Source organism: Paenibacillus sp. FSL H3-0469 (assembly GCF_038051945.1).
Lineage (GTDB): Bacteria > Bacillota > Bacilli > Paenibacillales > Paenibacillaceae > Paenibacillus_AQ.
The window spans coordinates 6,175,724-6,194,009 of sequence record NZ_CP150302.1; the positions used below are offsets into that span (position 1 = coordinate 6,175,724).

The 18,286-nt window shown below is 56.3% G+C and carries 14 protein-coding genes; 12 read left to right on the plus strand and 2 right to left on the minus strand.

Going from position 1 to position 18,286, the window contains the following annotated elements; translation table 11 throughout:
- Nucleotides 1–54: 54 nt before the first annotated feature.
- From NSS83_RS27085 to NSS83_RS27130, 10 genes are all read left to right on the plus strand, one after another.
- On the plus strand, nt 55–1,587 hold the full coding sequence (locus tag NSS83_RS27085) for an ABC transporter ATP-binding protein (RefSeq protein WP_341187487.1): 1,533 nt from the start codon (nt 55–57) through the stop codon (nt 1,585–1,587).
- Nucleotides 1,584–2,699 (plus strand): ABC transporter permease, encoded by a 1,116-nt coding sequence (locus tag NSS83_RS27090; protein WP_341187488.1) that lies wholly within the window; start codon nt 1,584–1,586, stop codon nt 2,697–2,699. The genes NSS83_RS27085 and NSS83_RS27090 overlap by 4 nt, the downstream gene beginning before the upstream one ends.
- A gap of 30 nt (nt 2,700–2,729) precedes the next feature.
- Nucleotides 2,730–3,659 carry an ABC transporter permease gene (locus tag NSS83_RS27095; RefSeq protein WP_341187489.1) on the plus strand — a complete coding sequence of 310 codons (930 nt, stop codon included), beginning with the start codon at nt 2,730–2,732 and terminating at the stop codon, nt 3,657–3,659.
- Nucleotides 3,660–3,711: 52 nt separating this feature from the next.
- Entirely contained in the window at nt 3,712–4,230 is a 519-nt protein-coding gene (gene uraD, locus NSS83_RS27100; RefSeq protein ID WP_341187490.1) for a 2-oxo-4-hydroxy-4-carboxy-5-ureidoimidazoline decarboxylase, read from the plus strand.
- A 40-nt stretch (nt 4,231–4,270) separates the two neighbouring features.
- Entirely contained in the window at nt 4,271–4,666 is a 396-nt protein-coding gene (gene uraH / locus NSS83_RS27105; protein ID WP_341188088.1) for a hydroxyisourate hydrolase, read from the plus strand.
- Between the two features lie 61 nt (nt 4,667–4,727).
- The gene (gene allB, locus NSS83_RS27110; RefSeq protein ID WP_341187491.1) at nt 4,728–6,125 is read left to right on the plus strand and encodes an allantoinase AllB; all 1,398 of its coding nucleotides are present in this window, start codon (nt 4,728–4,730) and stop codon (nt 6,123–6,125) included.
- Nucleotides 6,089–7,483: a Zn-dependent hydrolase gene (locus NSS83_RS27115; protein WP_341346883.1), complete on the plus strand. Its 1,395-nt coding sequence runs from the start codon at nt 6,089–6,091 to the stop codon at nt 7,481–7,483. Before allB ends, NSS83_RS27115 begins: the two co-directional genes overlap by 37 nt.
- Nucleotides 7,484–7,566: 83 nt before the next feature.
- Nucleotides 7,567–8,799, plus strand: coding sequence for an alanine--glyoxylate aminotransferase family protein (locus NSS83_RS27120; RefSeq protein ID WP_341346884.1), 1,233 nt, complete (start codon nt 7,567–7,569; stop codon nt 8,797–8,799).
- Between the two features lie 98 nt (nt 8,800–8,897).
- The gene (locus tag NSS83_RS27125) at nt 8,898–10,706 is read left to right on the plus strand and encodes an adenine deaminase C-terminal domain-containing protein (protein ID WP_341348772.1); all 1,809 of its coding nucleotides are present in this window, start codon (nt 8,898–8,900) and stop codon (nt 10,704–10,706) included.
- Between the two features lie 599 nt (nt 10,707–11,305).
- Complete coding sequence (locus NSS83_RS27130) at nt 11,306–11,761, plus strand: IDEAL domain-containing protein (RefSeq protein ID WP_341346885.1); 456 nt, start codon at nt 11,306–11,308, stop codon at nt 11,759–11,761.
- A gap of 72 nt (nt 11,762–11,833) precedes the next feature.
- Here the strand turns inward: NSS83_RS27130 and hemH are convergent, their stop codons facing one another.
- Entirely contained in the window at nt 11,834–12,859 is a 1,026-nt protein-coding gene (gene hemH, locus NSS83_RS27135) for a ferrochelatase (protein ID WP_341187495.1), read from the minus strand.
- A gap of 484 nt (nt 12,860–13,343) precedes the next feature.
- Here hemH and NSS83_RS27140 point away from each other — a divergent pair, with 484 nt between their 5' ends.
- Together NSS83_RS27140 and NSS83_RS27145 are read left to right on the plus strand one after the other, a co-directional pair.
- Nucleotides 13,344–15,677 (plus strand): FMN-binding protein, encoded by a 2,334-nt coding sequence (locus tag NSS83_RS27140; RefSeq protein WP_341346886.1) that lies wholly within the window; start codon nt 13,344–13,346, stop codon nt 15,675–15,677.
- A gap of 195 nt (nt 15,678–15,872) precedes the next feature.
- A complete protein-coding gene (locus tag NSS83_RS27145) occupies nt 15,873–16,829 on the plus strand; it encodes an HD domain-containing protein (protein ID WP_341346887.1) in 957 nt (318 codons plus the stop codon).
- Between the two features lie 72 nt (nt 16,830–16,901).
- Here the strand turns inward: NSS83_RS27145 and NSS83_RS27150 are convergent, their stop codons facing one another.
- Nucleotides 16,902–18,278 carry a TerD family protein gene (locus NSS83_RS27150; RefSeq protein WP_341346888.1) on the minus strand — a complete coding sequence of 459 codons (1,377 nt, stop codon included), beginning with the start codon at nt 18,276–18,278 and terminating at the stop codon, nt 16,902–16,904.
- Between the last annotated feature and the right edge of the window lie 8 nt (nt 18,279–18,286).

An 18,286-nucleotide genomic window follows, 5' to 3' on the forward strand; every position in this document is an offset into this window, starting at 1 on the left:
ATACCGGAGCCTTCCCCACCTGTACTATAACTACCCGGAAAGGAGCGTAGCACTATGCAGGACCCTTCGGTTGAAATGCGCGGGATAGTGAAGACATTCGGTGCTGTAACGGCCAGCGATCAAGTTGATTTTTCGGCAAATGCGGGGGAGATTCACGCGCTGCTCGGGGAGAACGGGGCAGGCAAAAGCACAGTCATGAGCATGCTGTCAGGAGTGTACCGGGCGGACGCAGGAGAGATTCTTATTCATGGCAAACCGGCCAGAATCCGTTCCCCGAAGGATGCGGCATTGCTCGGTGTAGGCATGGTCTTTCAGAACTTCAGACTGGTGCAGAGCCTTACAGCGGCGGAGAATATCGTGCTTGGCGAAAAGTCGTCTTTCTGGCGCGGCAGCAAATGGATCAAACGTAAGCATGAAGAGATAGAGGCGCTTGGAGAACGGTTTGGCTTGAAATTTCCCGTCGACCGGCCGATCTGGCAGCTGTCTGTCGGCGAGCAGCAGCGTGTTGAGATTGTCAAAACGCTATACCGCGGGGCAGACATCATCATCCTGGATGAGCCGACTTCGGTGCTGACACCGGGAGAGGCGGAGCAACTGTTCGAGACGCTTCAGGTGATGAAGCAGGCGGGCAAGACGGTGATCATGACCACGCATAAAATGAAGGAGGTCATGGCCTCCTCAGACCGGATCTCCGTGATGCGCAAGGGGAAAATGATTGCTTCGCTGATGACAGGCGAGACGGATGAGCTGGAGCTGGCCCGGCTTATGGTAGGCCGGGAGGTTACGATCAGCCGTCAGGCGCGCGAGGCAACGGCCGGAGAGCCGCTGCTGATCGTCCGCGATCTGGAGGTCGCAGCAGATCATGGCCGCAAGGCGCTGGATGCCCTGTCGCTTACGGTTCATGAAGGCGAAATTGTGGGCGTGGCCGGCGTTGCTGGCAACGGGCAGAAGGAGCTGGCGGAGGTATTGACGGGGCTTAGAGCATGGAGGACGGGCGAGATCCGGTTCGATGGCAGTCCTGTGAAAACAGCTTCGGTAAGAGGAGCGATCGATTCGGGCATCTCGCATGTGCCGGAGAACCGGATGAAGAGCGGTCTGGCCGGACGGCTGGGGTCGGTTGACAACCTGCTGTTCAAGTCTTACCGCAGCGGAGAGCATTCCCGGTTCGGCTTTCTGAAGGCGGCCAGGAACCGCTCCTGGTCGCAGGAACTGGTCCGCCGCTTCAATGTGAAGACGCCGGAGCTGGATACTCCCGTGCAGCAATTGTCCGGCGGGAATCAGCAGAAGCTGCTGTTCGCCCGCGAGGTCAGCCACCGTCCGAAGCTGATGGTGGCCGTGCATCCGACGCAAGGGCTGGATGTCGGCGCAGCGGCAGGGGTGCATGAGCTGCTGATGGAGCTGCGCGGCTCCGGCAGCGGGGTGCTCCTGATCTCCGAGGATCTGGATGAGCTGCTGCAGTTATCCGACCGTATTCTGGTGATCTATGGCGGTTCCATTATAGGCGAGAGTGATCATGAGCAGGCGGACCGGGAACAAATTGGCCTGATGATGGCCGGTATCCGGAGCAGGGAGGGAAGTGCGGTATGAGTCCGAAGCCTGGAAATGAATCTGCAACGCTTCCGCCGCTGGCGGGGCGCAGCGGGAGGTGGTACTCCCTCAGACTGGAATATGATTCAAGCCGTACCCGTTCACCGTGGTGGACGCCTATTCTGTCGGTTGTTCTGGCACTCTTGCTCTGTGCGGTGTTCATCGCCGCTAATGGAATGAGTCCGCTGGTCGTTTACGAGAAAATGTTCCGGGGAGCCTTCGGCACCTCCTACGGCTTCACAGAAACCATGGTCAAGGCGATTCCGCTGCTGCTCTGCGGGCTAGGCATTGCTGTAGCTTACCGGATCTCCGTGTGGAATATCGGGGCGGAAGGCCAGCTGACGGTAGGTGCTATGGCGGCTACTGCGGTGACGATCTATTTCCCCGGCTTGTCTTCCTTCTGGTCCATTACGCTGATGCTGGTTTTCGGTACAGCGGCCGGAGCCTTGTGGGGCCTGATGACGGCGGTGCCGCGAACCCATTTCGGTGTCAATGAGCTGATTACCTCGCTGATGCTGAACTACGTGGCACTGCTGGCTCTGGATTATGTAGTGTTCGGCCCCTGGAAGGACCCGAAGGGGTTCAACTTCCCGGGTTCGCCGATGTTCACGGCCGCCCAGTCCTTGCCAGTGCTTGGAAGCACCCGGCTGCACATCGGGCTGGTATTCGGCCTGGTGGCCGTGCTGATCTATTATCTGATGATCAGGTTCACCCGCTGGGGCTATGAGCTGCGTCTGATCGGCGCCAATCCAACAGCCGCCCGGTATGCGGGCATTCACATCAAGAAGCATATTATCATCGTCATGCTGATCAGCGGCGGTCTTGCCGGGATTGCCGGCATGGCCGAGGTGTCCGGGGTTACGCATAAGCTGATGCAGGGGATCTCCCCGGGCTATGGCTATACGGCGATCATCGTAGCCTGGCTTGCCAAGCTGAACCCGCTGGGCCTGATTGTGACTTCGATTCTGTTCGGCGGCCTGATTGTGGGCGGCTATAGTGTTCAGACGATCGGACTGCCTTCGTCCATATCGGAAATGCTGCAGGGCGCGATCCTGTTCTTCCTGATTGCCGGCGACATGATTCACCGGTTCCGCATCCGCCGGAGCGCATAACAGCATTCTCGTACAGGAGGGAGTTCACTCATGGATTTCACTACACAATTATTAATCGCCGCTATCTCCGCCGGAACACCGCTGCTGCTGGCTACGCTGGGAGGCATTCTGACCGAACGGGCCGGCATTATCCAGCTCGGCGCGGAGGGGCTGATGCTGATGGGGGCAGTGACGACTTGTATCGTCTACATCCGCAGCGGGAATCTCATCCTTGCGCTGCTCTCGGCGGTAGCCATTACCGCTCTTCTGGGTATGGTTCATTCGTTCTTATGTGTCACGCTGAGGGCGAATCAGACGATGTCGGGCCTGGCTATGACGCTGTTCGGCAGCGGGCTTAGCGCTTATGTGGGCAAGTCGATCAGCGGTATTCCGCTTCCCGGCAGTTTGCCAAAGCTGGATCTGGCGGTGCTGAAGCCGGTGCCGGTGCTCGGGGAGCTTTTTGGCAGGCTGGATATGCTGACCTGGTTCAGTCTCCTGCTCGTCCTTGTGCTGCATCTGCTGATTCACCATACCTCGTGGGGGCTGCATCTGCGGGCAGTCGGCGACAATCCGGCTACTGCGGACGTCATGGGGATTCGTGTGCAGCTGATCCGTTACTGCTATGTTACTGCCGGAGCGGCGCTGATTGGTCTTGCCGGTGCGGATATGGTGCTGGCGTATGCGCCGACCTGGAATGAAGGGCTGACCGCCGGGCTGGGCTGGATCGCCGTGGGTCTGGTGATTTTCGCCAGATGGAATCCGCTGCGCGCGCTCTTCTGTGCCTACTTCTTCGGAGCGCTCGATTCGCTGGGCTTCCGTATTCAGCTGCTGGGGAGTGCGGTGCCGTCTTATTTTCTGAAAATGATTCCTTACGTCGTAACCATTCTCGTATTGATGTATCTGGGATACCGCAACCGCAACAAGCCCTCCGGTACGCCGGAGTCGCTGGGAACACCTTATATCCGGGAACAGCGGTTCTAGGCCGGGAGGGCGCAGGCGGCAATATACAAATTAGAGGGATGGAGGCTGGCCTATGACTATACCGGCGGACCGGTTGACTCTGGAGCAGATTAACTCGCTGACAAAAACAGACTTTGTGGAACATCTCGGCGGCATCTTCGAGCATTCGCCTTGGGTAGCAGAGGGGGTGTACAGCAGGCGTCCGTTCGATTCGGTGCAGGAGCTGCATGCTGCCATGATGGAGGTAGCACGGCAGGCGGAGCCGGACCAGGTGCTGGTACTGCTGAGAGCTCACCCGGATCTGGCGACAAGACTTGCTGTCAGTCCGCTCTCGGCGGCTGAGCAGCAGGGGGCCGGACTGGACCGGCTGACCCCGGAGGAATTCGCGCAGCTTACCGGGCTGAACGCCGCATATACTGCGAAATTCCGCTTTCCGTTCATCTTCGCTGTACGGGGCAAAACAAAAGAAGAGATCCTTAGCGCCATCGGTGAGCGTGTGGACCGTCCGCTTATGGAGGAGCAGGAGCAGGCGCTGCTGGAGATTGGTGCAATCACTCGTTTTCGGCTGGAGGATCTGCTGGGGGCGGAATAGAGACGGGTCACTGCATATTATTAGGAGGAAGGTGATGCAAATGTCTGGAATGAACGGACGGCTGAGCACCCATGTGCTGGATCTGTCACAAGGCAAGCCTGCTGCTGGCCTGTCGCTTCAGCTCTGGCGGCTGGATACCGGAGGGCCTGTGCTGCTGCGTGAGGCGGTGACGAATGAGGACGGCAGGCTGGACGCTCCGCTGCTGGCTGGAGAAGAGATGCAGGCCGGAAGCTATGAGCTGTTATTTATGGCCGGTGATTATTTCCGGGGCACTCAGGCTGGTGCGGGAGATCCGGAGACGGAGGAGGGAGCGGGCGCTGTTGTTCCGTTCCTGGACCAGATTCCGATCCGCTTCAATATGCCGGACCCCTCCGCCCATTATCATGTACCGCTGCTGGTTGCACCTGGAGGATACAGCACTTATCGCGGGAGTTAACACGGCAGTTAAGTGAACTGCTGCATCTAATCTTAAGCCAATAGACCGGAGGTGGGCTATCATGAAGGAAGAAGGCTATGAGCTTATCATCAGGAACGGACAGGTGGTTCTGCCCGAAGAAGTCCGCAGGCTTGAGATCGGAGTGAAGGATGGTAAAATCGCTGCACTGGGCGAAGACTTACAGGCCTCGTCCGGGACCAGAATGCTGGATGCGGAAGGACAATACGTGCTGCCCGGTATGATCGACATGCATGTTCACTTCAATGAGCCTGCGCTCGGTCACTGGGAGGGCTTCCGCAGCGGGTCGGCTGCTCTTGCGGCCGGCGGCTGCACCTGTTATGCGGATATGCCGCTGAACGGGAATCCGCCGACGGTGAGTCTGGAGGCGCTCCGGCTGAAGGCGGAGGCCGCAGCCGGGAACTCGGCGGTGGATTACGTGCTGTGGGGCGGACTGGTACCCGGCAATCTGGAAGAGCTGGAGGGACTGGCGGCAGCAGGCGTTACCGGGTTCAAGGCCTTCATCTCGAATCCCGGCGGTGAAGGCCAGGGCCGGTTCCGTGAGGTGGACGATGACACCCTGTATCAGGGGATGCTTCGGATCGCCGCAACCGGCGGGATTCTCGCCCTGCATGCGGAGAGCGAAGCGATAACCTCGGCGCTGGGGGCGGCGGCATTGCGCGCCGGGCGTAGCAGTGCGCGGGATTTTGCGGCTTCGCGCCCTCCGCAAGCGGAGCTGGAGGCTGTAGCCAGGGCGCTGCTGTATAGTGAGCGGACCGGTTGTAAGCTGCACTTCGTCCATATCAGCACAGCGGCAGCCCTGGAGCTGATTCATGAGGCCAAGCTGCGGGGCCTGGATGTGACCGCAGAGACTTGTCCCCATTATCTGATTCTGGATGAAGACAGCATGGAGACCCTTGGGCCGCTGGCCAAATGCGCTCCGCCTCTGCGCAGCAGCAGAGAGCGGGACCGGCTGTGGGAGGCACTTGCTGCGGGGCAGGTGGATCTGGTCGCTTCCGATCATTCCCCCTGTCCGCCCGATTTGAAGCTGGCACCCGGTCTGTCGTTCATGGAAGCCTGGGGCGGGATCTCAGGAGCCCAGAGCAGTCTGGAATTGATGTTCCATGAAGGTGTTCATGTGCGGGGCCTGCCGGTTACGCAGATCTCGGCGCTGCTCTCCGGGCTTCCTGCCCGGCGGTTCGGGCTGGAGGGGCGCAAGGGCTCCATCACGCCGGGGCTGGATGCCGATCTGGTGCTGCTTGATCCAGATGCAGCCTATACCCTGCGTGCAGAGGATCTGTTGTACCGCCACCGGCATAGTCCCTATGTCGGAATGACTTTATCCTGCAAGGTAACGGCAACGATCTGCCGGGGCAATGTTGTCTATACAGCCGCGGAAGGCGTAGTTGCCGGCAGCGGAGGGGAATGGCTGCGGATCAGGCACAGCCAACCGGGGCTATGAAGCCGGCCGTCCCGCAAGTCCCGGCCGGGGAGCTGCTGAAGCTTCTGGATGAACTCGCAGTCTATAGCGCCCCGGGTCCCGGAGTTACCCGGCTGCTGTATACGCCGGAGTGGTACGGGGTTCAGCGTTTTTTGCAGGAGAGAATGACCGGAATCGGGCTTGAGGTCCGGATGGATCCGGTGGGGAATGTCTATGGCACACTGGCCGGTTCCCAGGTCAGCGATAAGGTTATCCTGACCGGCTCGCATATCGACACGGTGGTGAACGGCGGACGGTATGACGGCGCTTATGGGGTAGCTGCTGCTGTAACTGCGCTGCACTATCTTCTTGAGACCTTCGGTCCGCCGCTGCGGACACTTGAGGTGGTATCCTTCTGCGAGGAAGAGGGCAGCCGCTTTCCGCTGACGTTTTGGGGCTCGGGGAATGTAACCGGGCTGTATAACGGGAAGGAATGTATAGACTGTGCAGATGCGGATGGAATCACGCTGGGGGCAGCGATGGAGGCCTGCGGTCTTGGCGGGAGTGAAGGGATGGCCGCTGAAGCTGCGGCGGGTCTGGAGCAGAGTGGCGGAAGCGGGAGTGACGGATGTGAGAGTGAGGGGCCGGAAGCTGGAGCAACGGCGGGTCTGCAGGAAAGCTTCTGGCACAGTAATAGTCCTGTGCGCAGTGATATTGCCGCTTACGTCGAGCTGCATATTGAACAGGGGATTATTCTGGAGCGGACGTCCCGGAGAATCGGGGTTGTGCAGGCCATCGCCGGACAGCGGCGGTATCTTGTCAAGGTCGGCGGGACGGCCAATCATGCAGGGACTACGCCGATGGGGTTAAGACAGGATGCACTGGCTGGTAGTGCGGAGATGCTGCTGGCGCTGGAACGGTCCGCCCTGGCGGAGGGTGATCCGCTGGTAGCCACAACGGGGCGGCTCGAGGTCTATCCGGGTACATCCAATGTAATTCCCGGCGAAGTGCAGTTCACGCTGGACATCCGGCATAGCGAAGCCGGGGTACTGGAGCGCTTCTGCGCAGCTATCCTGGCAGAGTTCGCAGAGCTTGGCCGCAGGCGCGGCCTGACACTTGAGGTACAGATGCTGCTGGAGACAGCCCCTGCTCCTATGGATCAGGAGCTTCGCACGGCTCTTGAAGAGATCTGTCTCCAGCAGGAGAAGCCTTACCTGAGCATGGTCAGCGGTGCGGGCCATGATGCCCAGCTGTTCGCCCCGCGCTGTCCGGCTGCAATGATCTTCGTGCCGAGCCAAAGCGGAATCAGTCATTCTCCCGGGGAGTACACCTCCCCGGAGGATCTCGCTGCTGGACTGGAAGTGCTGACAGCCATATTATATAGATTAGCTTATGAATAAGAGACGACCAAGCTTCGAGTTGTAATCTCGATTGCGTTTAAAATAGCGAGAACTGATCATTGGAAGTTTGGGGGGAGAGAATCATGAAGCGGTACGAAGATTTGTCGCCGTCCTTGCGGTGCATTATGACCCCCGGTCCCGTGGAGGTTGATCCGCGTGTGCTGCGGGCGATGTCTTATCCGGTGCTGGGACAATTCGATCCTGAATTCACAGAGATCATGAACGAGACGATGGAGATGCTGCGTGAGCTGTTTGCTACCAAGAATCAGTGGGCATATCCGGTAGACGGGACTTCGCGTTCCGGCATTGAGGCGGTGATGGTCAGCCTGATTGCGCCGGGGGACCGGGTGCTGGTTCCGGTCTTTGGCCGTTTCGGCCATTTGCTCCATGAGATTGCTGAACGCTGCGGCGCTGAGGTACTCACGATAGAACAGACCTGGGGCCGGGTTTTTCCCCCGGAAGAGGTGATTGAGGCTATACGGAGCTTCAAGCCGGATGTGGTGGCGATAGTTCACGGCGAGACCTCTACAGGCCGTGTGCAGCCGCTGGCCGGGATCGGGCGGGCCTGCCGGGAGCAGGATGCGCTGCTGATTGTGGACGCCGTGGCGACGATCGGCGGGTTACCAGTAGAGACGGATGCCTGGATGCTGGATGCCGTGGTCGGAGGAACGCAAAAATGCCTGTCCATCCCTTCAGGTATGGCCCCGGTGACATATAATGACCGGGCTGAGGCCAAGCTGCTGAAGCGCAAGCAGGTAGAGCGTGGACTTAGAACTGATGCAACTGCTGTCCGTGAGCTGCCCGTGGTGCGCAGCAATTACCTGGACCTGAGTATGCTGCAGGATTACTGGAGTCCCCGGCGGCTCAATCACCATACGGAGATGACCTCTATGCTCTATGCTCTGCGGGAAGGCCTGCGGCTGGTCCTGGAGGAAGGGCTGGAAGCGCGGCATGCCCGGCACAGGTTCCATGAGCAAGCCCTTACTGCCGGACTGTCAGCTATGGGGCTTGCGCTGTACGGGGAGGCGGAGAGCAAGCTGACGGTAGTCACCTGTGTGCTCATTCCGGCGGGCATAGACGGGGAATCCGTCCGTTCCATGCTGCTGCAGCGTTTCGGCATCGAGATCGCCAGCTCCTTCGGGCCGTTACAAGGCCAGATCTGGCGGATCGGTACCATGGGCTTCAGCTGCCGGGAGAATAATGTGCTGCGTCTGCTTGGCGCGATGGAGGCTGTGCTTATCCGCCATGGGTATGCGGTACCTGCCGGACAGGGCGTTCAGGCAGCACTTGACGTATATGAGTCAAAAGTAAGATAATCATACACAATGCGATTTGTTTAAGTGACGGCTTGCGCCCCCTTTAGGGGTGTCAGGGCCGTTTTTGCTAAATAGATAACCGGAAGGGAGTGCACATGATGACTTATACACGACAACCATTGGCGGACTGCGTCCCTGAGCTGGTTGCTACAGCCCGGGGAAATCAGAAGGCTACACTGGTCATTACTGGCGGCAAGCTGGTCAATGTCTGCTCCGGGGAGATTCTGGACGGCATGTCCGTCGCTGTACAAGGCGGGCGCATTGCTTACGTCGGTAAGGACGTCTCCCATACGATCGGGGAGAGAACGCAGGTTATTGATGCTGCGGGAAGATACATTGCTCCCGGCTTGATTGACGGACACTGCCACATCGAGAGCACTCAATTGACGGTGACTGAATTCGCCCGTGCGGTGCTGCCGCTGGGGACGACCGGAGGCTTTTTCGATGCCCACGAGATTGCCAACGTATTCGGGCTTAAGGGAATTAAGCTCATGCTGGACGAGATGCGGGGAACGCCGCTGGCTGCTTATATGCAGGTGGCTTCCTGTGTCCCTTCTGCGGGCGCAGAATTTGAGACAACCGGCGCGTCGATCGGACCGGAGGAAGTAGCAGAAGCCTACACCTGGGGCGAGGATGTGGTTGCACTCGGCGAAGTCATGAACTTCCCGGGTGTAGTCTACGGCGATGAGAAGATGATTGGAGAGATTCAGGCCACGCTGCGTGCTGGACGTTATGTTGACGGGCATTTCACCTGGCCGGCGAGTGACTGGAGACTTCCGGTCTATGCCGCAGCAGGGGTGACCGGGGACCATGAGTGTGTAACAGCGGAGGATGTGATCGAGCGCGTACGTCTGGGGATGTATGCCAAAATGCGCCGCGGCTCTGCCTGGCATGATGTCGCCAAAACCATCACGGCGCATACCGAGCACGGGCTGGACCCGCGCCGGATGATGCTGGTGACGGATGACCGCAGCTCCGAATCGCTGCGCGATGAGGGGCATATGGATTTTGTCGTACGCCATGCGATCTCCCAGGGGGTGAAGCCGGTCACGGCTTTTCAGATGGCAACGATCAACACCGCCGAGCGCTTCGGCGTAGCCCGCGATATCGGCTCTATCACGCCGGGCTCCTGCGCAGATATCATTCTGCTGGACGGTAATCTGGCCGATGTTCATGTGGTCATGACGATTGCGGCTGGCGTTGTTGTGGCTGAGAACGGCAGCATGACGGCTGAGCTGAGCCCTTACACTTATCCGGATGAAGTGCTGGCCTCTGTGCATCTGCAGCAGCCCCCGGTTCCCGCAGACTTCGTGATTCATGCGCCCATTGAAGAAGGTGCTCTAGCTACACGGGTCATCCAGGTCATTGAGAATCATGTGGAGACCGGAGAGCTAATCATGAGTCTGCCAGTAGCCGGATCGGAGCTGGTGGTGCAGGACGGCCTGTGCAAAATCGCTGTTCTGGAGCGGCACAAGGGAACGGGCAACAAATCCGTAGGGGTTGTGCAGGGCATTGGCTTCCGCGAGCCTGCGGCTATAGCGATGACTGTAGCTCATGACAGCCATAATGTGCTGGTCATCGGCAATGATGATGGACTGATGGCGCAGGCGGCTGCGGCTGTGGCGGATGCGCAGGGCGGTGTTGCCGTGATTACCGCTGCCGGGACCACCTTGTTCCCGCTGGCGATTGCTGGACTGATGTCTGCAGAGCGCTTTGAGATTGCCGCTGCGCAATCCGCTGCCATCAGCAAAGCGCTATATGATGCAGGCTGCACGCTGAACTATGCTTTTATGACCCTGTCTCTGCTGGCGCTGGCGGTTATCCCCGCACTGCGGATTTCCGATAAAGGCCTGGTGCGGATTTCTCCCGAAGAGGGAATTCAGCTGGTACCGTTGTTCGTCAGCTAAGGCGGCGCGACACCATACCGGTGAAGGTACACTTTTATTCTAATATTGGGCTACTGGGCCATTCAGTCTATTGCAGACTGGATGGCTTTTTTGTTGTAGAGGAAACTATAATTTCCTCCTGTTGTGGACAAGGTGAGTGTAAGGTACAGGGCCATATGGACCGAATGTATATGAAAAACAGCATACATTGTGCTCGCATGGAGGCGCATGCCCGAATGTATGCGAAAAACAGTATACATTATGCTAGTGCTAAGGTGCATGGCCCAAATGTATGTCAAAAACAGCATACATTGTCTACCACTCAGGCGCATGGACAAAATGTATGTGGAAAACAGCATACATTCGTGTGCTGGCGCGAAGGTAATCCTTTTCATCCATAGGATGTTTTTTTTGTTCGTGTATCAGTACCCTGTTGAAAAAATATAATAATTAACCGATTTTTCACAGCATGAAACAGAAAATTTTAAGTTTTTAATAAAAAGCATTAACAATAGGTGAGGAAAAGACGATAATACTTTTAAATTAGTTAAAATTATTGTCGAATCATGAAAATTCAGCATATACAGATCGTCCAAACCTGAGGAACGGGGTGCATGAGAATGTTGAGATTAGAAACGCGCGACATCTTGAATATCACCAGGAAGCAAATTGCCGGTATTTTTAAAATGGAGCCGGTTGAACTGAAATTTGTCAATGATTATCAGGGTGAGCAGTATCTGCTGACCAATGATAAGCTGCATCTCAGCAACCAGCATTATTGGGCTAAGGTCATGGAGTGTGTGTTCGAGAACCATGTCAGACCTGTTCTGATGTGCGAGGTGCTCTACTTCCTGCGCAATGAGTTTCTGGAAAGTGACATCAAGCTGAAGTTCTCTTATGATTTTGCGGAGGGCTCGGAGGGGGAAGCGGCAGCTTCGGCAGAGATTAGCTTCAAGGATTCGCCGGATCTGCAGCCTGATGAAATTGCCGAATTGATCGATTTTGCCCTAACTTTGCAGGATAAGCAGTGGTTCGAGGAACTGACTGCCAAATATAAACAGCTTACGGTTCAGTAATTGTACTATTTAAAATAAAACGCCCGGCTTACAGGATGACGGCATCCGTGAGACCGGGCGTTTTGCTTGTCCTCATTCGGCGGAAGACAGCCAGCCCCGGGCCGAGCGGTCTACCTGTTCCGCGAGGAAGCTGATCCACTCTTCCGTGCCGTTCAGGCAAGGGGCTACCTCCAGCTTCTCAGCATCCCCGCCGCCCATGGCGAAGAGTTCCCGGCCTTCTACGGCCAGCTCATGCAGCGTTTCGAGGCAGTCCGTGACTAGTCCGGGTGAGAAAATCAGCGGCCGCCGGATTCCGCGTCCGTGAAGCTCCTTCAGCGTATCCGCAGTCGACGGTCCCACCCAGGTCTCCGGCCCGAAACGGGACTGAAAGGAGAGTTGCCAGCGTTCCGGGGTCCAGCCCATCGCTTCTGCAAGCAGACGGGCCGTTTCCTGGCACTGCTGCGGATAGGGATCTCCGGTCTCGGCATAACGGCGGGGAATGCCGTGGAAGGACAGGACATAATAGTCCGGCTCTTTGCTCATGGCGCGAATTTGCTGCTGTAATAAGGATTGCATCGCTGCGATATATCCAGGTGCGTCATGGTAGGCTTCTACGAAACGCAGCGCCGGTACGAAGCGCTTGGATACCTGCCCGTAGCGGCTATGACGTCCCAGAGCGGCGAAGCTTGCAGCTTCATAGACGGAAGCGGTTGTCGTCGAGGAATACTGCGGGAATAGCGGAAGGACTATGATGCGGGTCACTCCCGAAGCCTCCAGCTTGCGGAAGGCTTCGGCCATGCCGGGTGTGCTGTAAGCAAGCCCCAGTTCGACTTGATAGCTGCTGCCCAGCAGTGTCTGGAGCGCTGCCTGCTGGGCTCTGGAGTGAACGAGCAGCGGTGAGCCCTCTTCCATCCAGATTTCCTGATACAGCTTCGCGGACCTGCGCGGACGGGTGCGCAGAATAATACCGCGCAGCAGCGGCTGCCAGAGCAGGGGATGATAATCAATGATTCTGCGGTCAGACAGAAACCGCTTCAGATAGGGGCGGACCGCCTTGGCACTCGGGGCGTCAGGGGTTCCGATCTGAGCAAGAATAACGCCTATACACGACTGATTCATGAGCAGCTGTTACTCCTTTCCATGAACATGGCATCGTTTTAAAATATCATACTCAAGCCCGATCATACAATATAATAAATCTCACGGATATCATATGAAGGAGGATATGGCAGATTATGAGAGGCAAATGGATTGTGAATTTTGTGTCAATACAAAAAAGTGATGTTTCTTATAGGGTATGTGATTTTCTACACAGAGAAAAGAGTTTCAATTTTGTTACCATCAAGCCAGAAATATTCACCAGCAGCTTGAAGTCCACTTATGTGAAACAATTCACTTTAATATGTGAATTGTTTCACCTTTTGAAAGATTGTATATATAGATGAATCTTTTCTTACACGGGCTGGGCCGAGCAGGAATGAAGGAAGGAGTGGGTGACGTTCAGGAAGAGTTGGCTGCTCTTCGTAATCAGAAGGAAATGAATGGACCAACACGGTTTGAAAACGCTAAATACTACTGGGGAATAATAAAGGAGAATACGCATTTGAAAAAATTAATTTCTTTGACTGTAAGCGCAGCCTTACTGCTCGCGCCATTAGCCTACACGATTAACGCACCTGCCTTGAACCTGAAGGTGGATGCGGTTTCAGCAGCCTCGGAAGAAGCGCCGGCAGCGACTGCTAAACCAGCTCCGAAGGCAACAGCCAAACCTGCAGCCACTCCGAAGGCAACAGCTAAACCTGCACCAACTCCGAAGGCAACAGCCAAACCGGCAGCAACCCCGAAGGCAACAGCCAAACCGGCAGCAACCCCGAAGGCGACAGCCAAACCGGCAGCCACTCCGAAAGCGACAGCCAAACCGGCAGCCACTCCGAAGGCGACAGCCAAACCGGCAGCCACTCCGAAAGCGACAGCTGCACCCGCAGCATCCGCCAAAGCTTCTGAGAAGCCAGCGGCAACTGCAAAGCCTGTAGCAACAGCAGCACCAGTTACTGTGCACAAGGATGTATATCAGGATGGAGTATATGTAGCCTACGGAGATGCGTATTCCAAAGGTACAGAGGGTGCGAAGATAACGATTAAAGACGGCAAGATTGCCGATATCGAGCTGCTCAGAACCAGCCCGAAGATCATTGACCGCAATGCCCGTGAGAATTACAGCGGCGTGTGGGCAGCCTACGGTCTGATGAAAGACAGACTGATGGGCAAAACCAGAGACGGCGCAGCTGCGGTTGATGCTGTATCCGGCGCAACCCGCACGAGCAACGGCTGGAAGCTGTCCGTAGACAGAGCTTTTGAGCGGTCGCTTGCGCATCAAGCGGCTGATGTTGCTTATTTCAATGGAGTCCACATGGGTGTAGACCCTGAGGCCAAATATGCAGTGTTTGCTACCTATGAAGCAAACAAGCTGACTGCGGTCAAATTGTATCCGCTGAGCGCTACCGGAGATTTCGTGGATGAGAAGACGTATACGGCTGAACAGACCGCAGCGATTGCTGCAATCACTCCTGCACTGCTCGCCAAAGGTGCCAGTGCGCAGCCGGTAGCCGGCTTCGAGGCGGAGACCAAAGCCGCAGTGAACGCCTTCTGGGATGCCGAACAGAATGCCAGCATCAACAACAAATCTGCTTATGTTGACGGATTCTACTCTTCCTACGGTACAGCAAGAAGTGTAGGCGTGGAGAGAGCAGATGTTGTGATCCGTAACGGTAAGCTGGTAGATGTGAAGCTGTTCAGACTTGGCAGCAACCTGATCGACAGAGGGGCAACCGCTTATGCGGAGGTTGTGAAGGCGAATGCTCCGATGACCGCCAAACTGCTGGCTAACGGATCTTATATCGCTAACTATAATGAAAAGGTAGATGGAATCTCCGGCGCTACGGAGAGCAGCCACGGCTGGAACCAGGCCGTAGAGCGCGCTTTTGAGAAAGCCTTGAAGACTCCTGGGGAAGGTCAAACCTTCGACGGTAAATTTGCCGGTGTGGATAATCAGTCCAAGGTTATGCTGCTGGTTGATATCGATGCAGATCAGGTTACGGGCATCAAGCTGAGTCTGTTCGGCGCAGACGGCAAGCTGATTGCAGATGACAAACGTACGGAAGAACAGAAATCACTGGTCGACAAGCTGACCGCCGGACTGCTCGCAAGCGGTGTGCAGGCTCCAGATATCGCCGGACAGGAAGTCTTGTCGGCTGCAGCGAAGGCAGCACTGACGGATGCTTTGACTAATGCGTCCAAAATACAAGGCACTTATAAAGACGGCACCTTCACCGCTTATGGTGATGCGTATGACAAGGGCACGAACAAAGCAGATGTTACACTGCGCAACGGTAAGATCGTAAACGTTGCTCTGTCCCGTGTAGGCATGAACATGGTCGATCTGGGCAAATCCGCTTACGCTGAGGTGCAAAAAGCTATTCCGGTGCTGACCGCCAGCTTCCTGGCCGCAGGTACAAGAGAAGGCGCTCAGGATGTAGATGCGGTATCCGGCGCTACCAGCAGCAGCAATGCGCTGAAGGCAGCCGTTGACAGAGCTTATGGTAAAGCGGAAGTTACGGAAACGGATAAGGCTGCGTATTTCGATGGGATTTTCATCGGTGCAAGTGTGGATAAAACTGTAAATGTCATGGTTACTACTAAGTATAATGTGCCTGTAACTATGGCTGTGTACTACCTGGATGATAAGGGTAAAGTCAGATATAACCTGACGGATGACGAGCTGCTTGTGAAATACGAGATCGAAAATACCTCGAACGGCAAAGGACTGCATAAGTACGGGTACCGTGCAGCAGCCTTCGGAGCGAATGATGCCCAGAAAGGCATCTCCGCCAAAGTGGTAGAAGCCATCAAAGAAGCGCTCGAATCTGCCGGAAAATAACAGAATCTATTTATTAAGGGTTGTCCCGGGTCATGCAAATGGCCGCCGGGACAGCCCTTTTTTCAGGTGTGGACATAAATAGAAATGCCAATCGTATAGTAATTTAAAGGGATTTGGGAAGGGAGTGTCAAACCTCTAATATACACACTAATATACCCAGCAGGCCCAGGCCTGTAAGTCATAGGAGGCTTCACAATGACATTAATCAAACAGCTAGCCCCGCAGGATGAATTCACCGGCTTCTATCTGCTTAGAGAACTGGTGCTGAAACAGACGAACGGGACTCCTCCCAAGGATTACTTCGATATTGTACTAGGTGATGCCAGCGGTCAGATTTCGGCGAAATACTGGGACGTCAGCGTGACGGATAAAGAGACTTTTTTTCCGATGGCGCTGGTGAAGGTCCGGGGATTGGCCCATACGTACCGCGAGAAGCTCCAGGTCAAAATCACCAAGCTCAGACTGGTTAATGAATCGGACGGGGTATCGCTGACCGACTTCATCCGTTCGGCCCCGGTGCGTCCTGTGGACCTGGTCCATACCATTAAGAACGAGATGGCGAGTATTGCCGATCCGGAGATTGCAGCGATTGTGAACTTCTGTGTCGGTAAGGTAGAGGAGAAGCTGATGCATTATCCGGCTGCCAAGACCCATCATCATGCCTATTTCGCCGGGCTTGCCTATCACATGGTCCGCATGCTGGAGATTGGGGACTTCCTGTGCAAGCAGCGTCCGTTCCTGAATCCTGATCTGATGAGAGCAGGAATCATCCTTCATGATATCGCCAAGCCGGAAGAGATGATCTCGCAGTACGGCATTGTGTCGGATTACAGCGTGCACGGAAAGCTGATTGGACATATCTCAATGGCTTCAAGCTGGATTACAGAAGCAGCCATCCGCACCGGAATTGATCTGGAATCCGAGAAGGTCATGGCGCTTCAGCATCTTGTGTTGTCCCATCATAATCTCGGGGAGTGGGGAAGCCCGGTCCAGCCGCAGACGGCTGAAGCGGTTGCCCTGCATCATATCGATGCGATGGATGCCAAGCTGCAAATGGTGGAGGACGCCCTGGATACCACGCCGGAGACGGAGGAATGGACTCCGTTCATTAGAGGACTGGAGAATAAGGCCGTCTACCGGCTGAAGTTATAAAGAGTGAGATCCTTGTACCGCTGAAAATAAAGCAATCCCCCCATCCCGCAGTTACGGTTTGGGGGGATTGCTTTATTTTGGATCTTCAGCCTCCGCTGCGGCGGCGGACTCAGCCGCAGCCTTCTCTGCAGGGCCATCGGCCTCCACCGTAAGACCGTAATGGCTGCATAGGGCACGGAGTCCGCCCGGGAACCCCTCGCCAATAGCAGCGAATCTCCACTTATCCTTATAACGGTAGAACTCGCCGATAACAACGGACATGCCTGGCATAACATTCCGGCTGAAGGGGAACACCGCCAGCCTGACTCCCGTCCGGGAATCAATCAGTGATACGGAAGCGTTCCAGATCGGGCCCGGATGCCTGTTACCGCTGAACTCCGGAACGGTGAAGGCCAGCGCAATCCGTGTAATGGCTGCAGGCAGATTGCTTAACTGAAGATACAGATGCCCCATATGCGCAGCAGGCTTCGAGCAGAAGACGGAGCCGCTGGGGTCTTCCATATTCCCGTAAAAAATAAGCTCCCGCTCCTGCTCACAGCGTCCGCTCTCCCGGAGCAGAAAGGCAGCAGTCTCCGGCTGGCTCACTTCCGTGTGCAAAGCCGATGCATCCCACTCCACAGCCGCAAGAAGTCTGGAAGCGCTGAGCTTGCCGCCGATATCGACGCGCTGCCCCCGAACCAGTGTAGGGACAGCCGCAGCACCGGCGGCTGTCGGTGCTGCGGCCGGAAGCTGGTCAAGTGAAGCTGCTGGCGCTTCACCTTGTGCCTGCCCGGCTGCCGTTCCGCTAACCTGCAAGCCCGGGCTTGCAGCAACCGCGGTCTTAGCGGCTGCCTTCTTCCCGGCCGCCGGCTTTTTCGCGGCCTTCTTGGGCGCTGCTTTGAACGGCGTATACCCGCCGTCATACATCGTCCCGGCCTTATAGCCCTGGCTGCCGGCTAACAGCAGCGGATCGAACTGCTGCCACTGCTCCATCAATTTCAGGAGAATCAGTGCAGAAGCTCTGGCATCCTCCAGAGCATCATGGTGCTTCAGCCGGATGCCGAAATGCGCCGAGATGACATTCAGCTTATGGGAGGGGAGGTCCTGGAGCATTTTTTTGCCGAGCAGGTAGGTACATAAATATTGAAAGCCTGGATAGCAGAGAGAGTAGTCGTCCAGGCAGTAGCGCAGCACACTCATATCGAAGGCGGCATTATGCGCGATCACAATCTCCCCTTGCAGCAGCGGCTCTACCGTAGGCCACAGCTCCTCGAAGGTAGGCTGGCCTCTGACCATCGAAGGTGTAATGCCATGAATGGCAATATTCATCCCGTCGAACGGTTGCTGCGGGTCTATCAGCCAGTTATGTTCTGCTGTAACGATACCATCGCGGACCTGAACAAGCCCCAGGGCACAGGCGCTGGAGCGGCCGGCATTGGCAGTCTCAAAATCTATCGCAGTGAAATTCATCAGGTAAA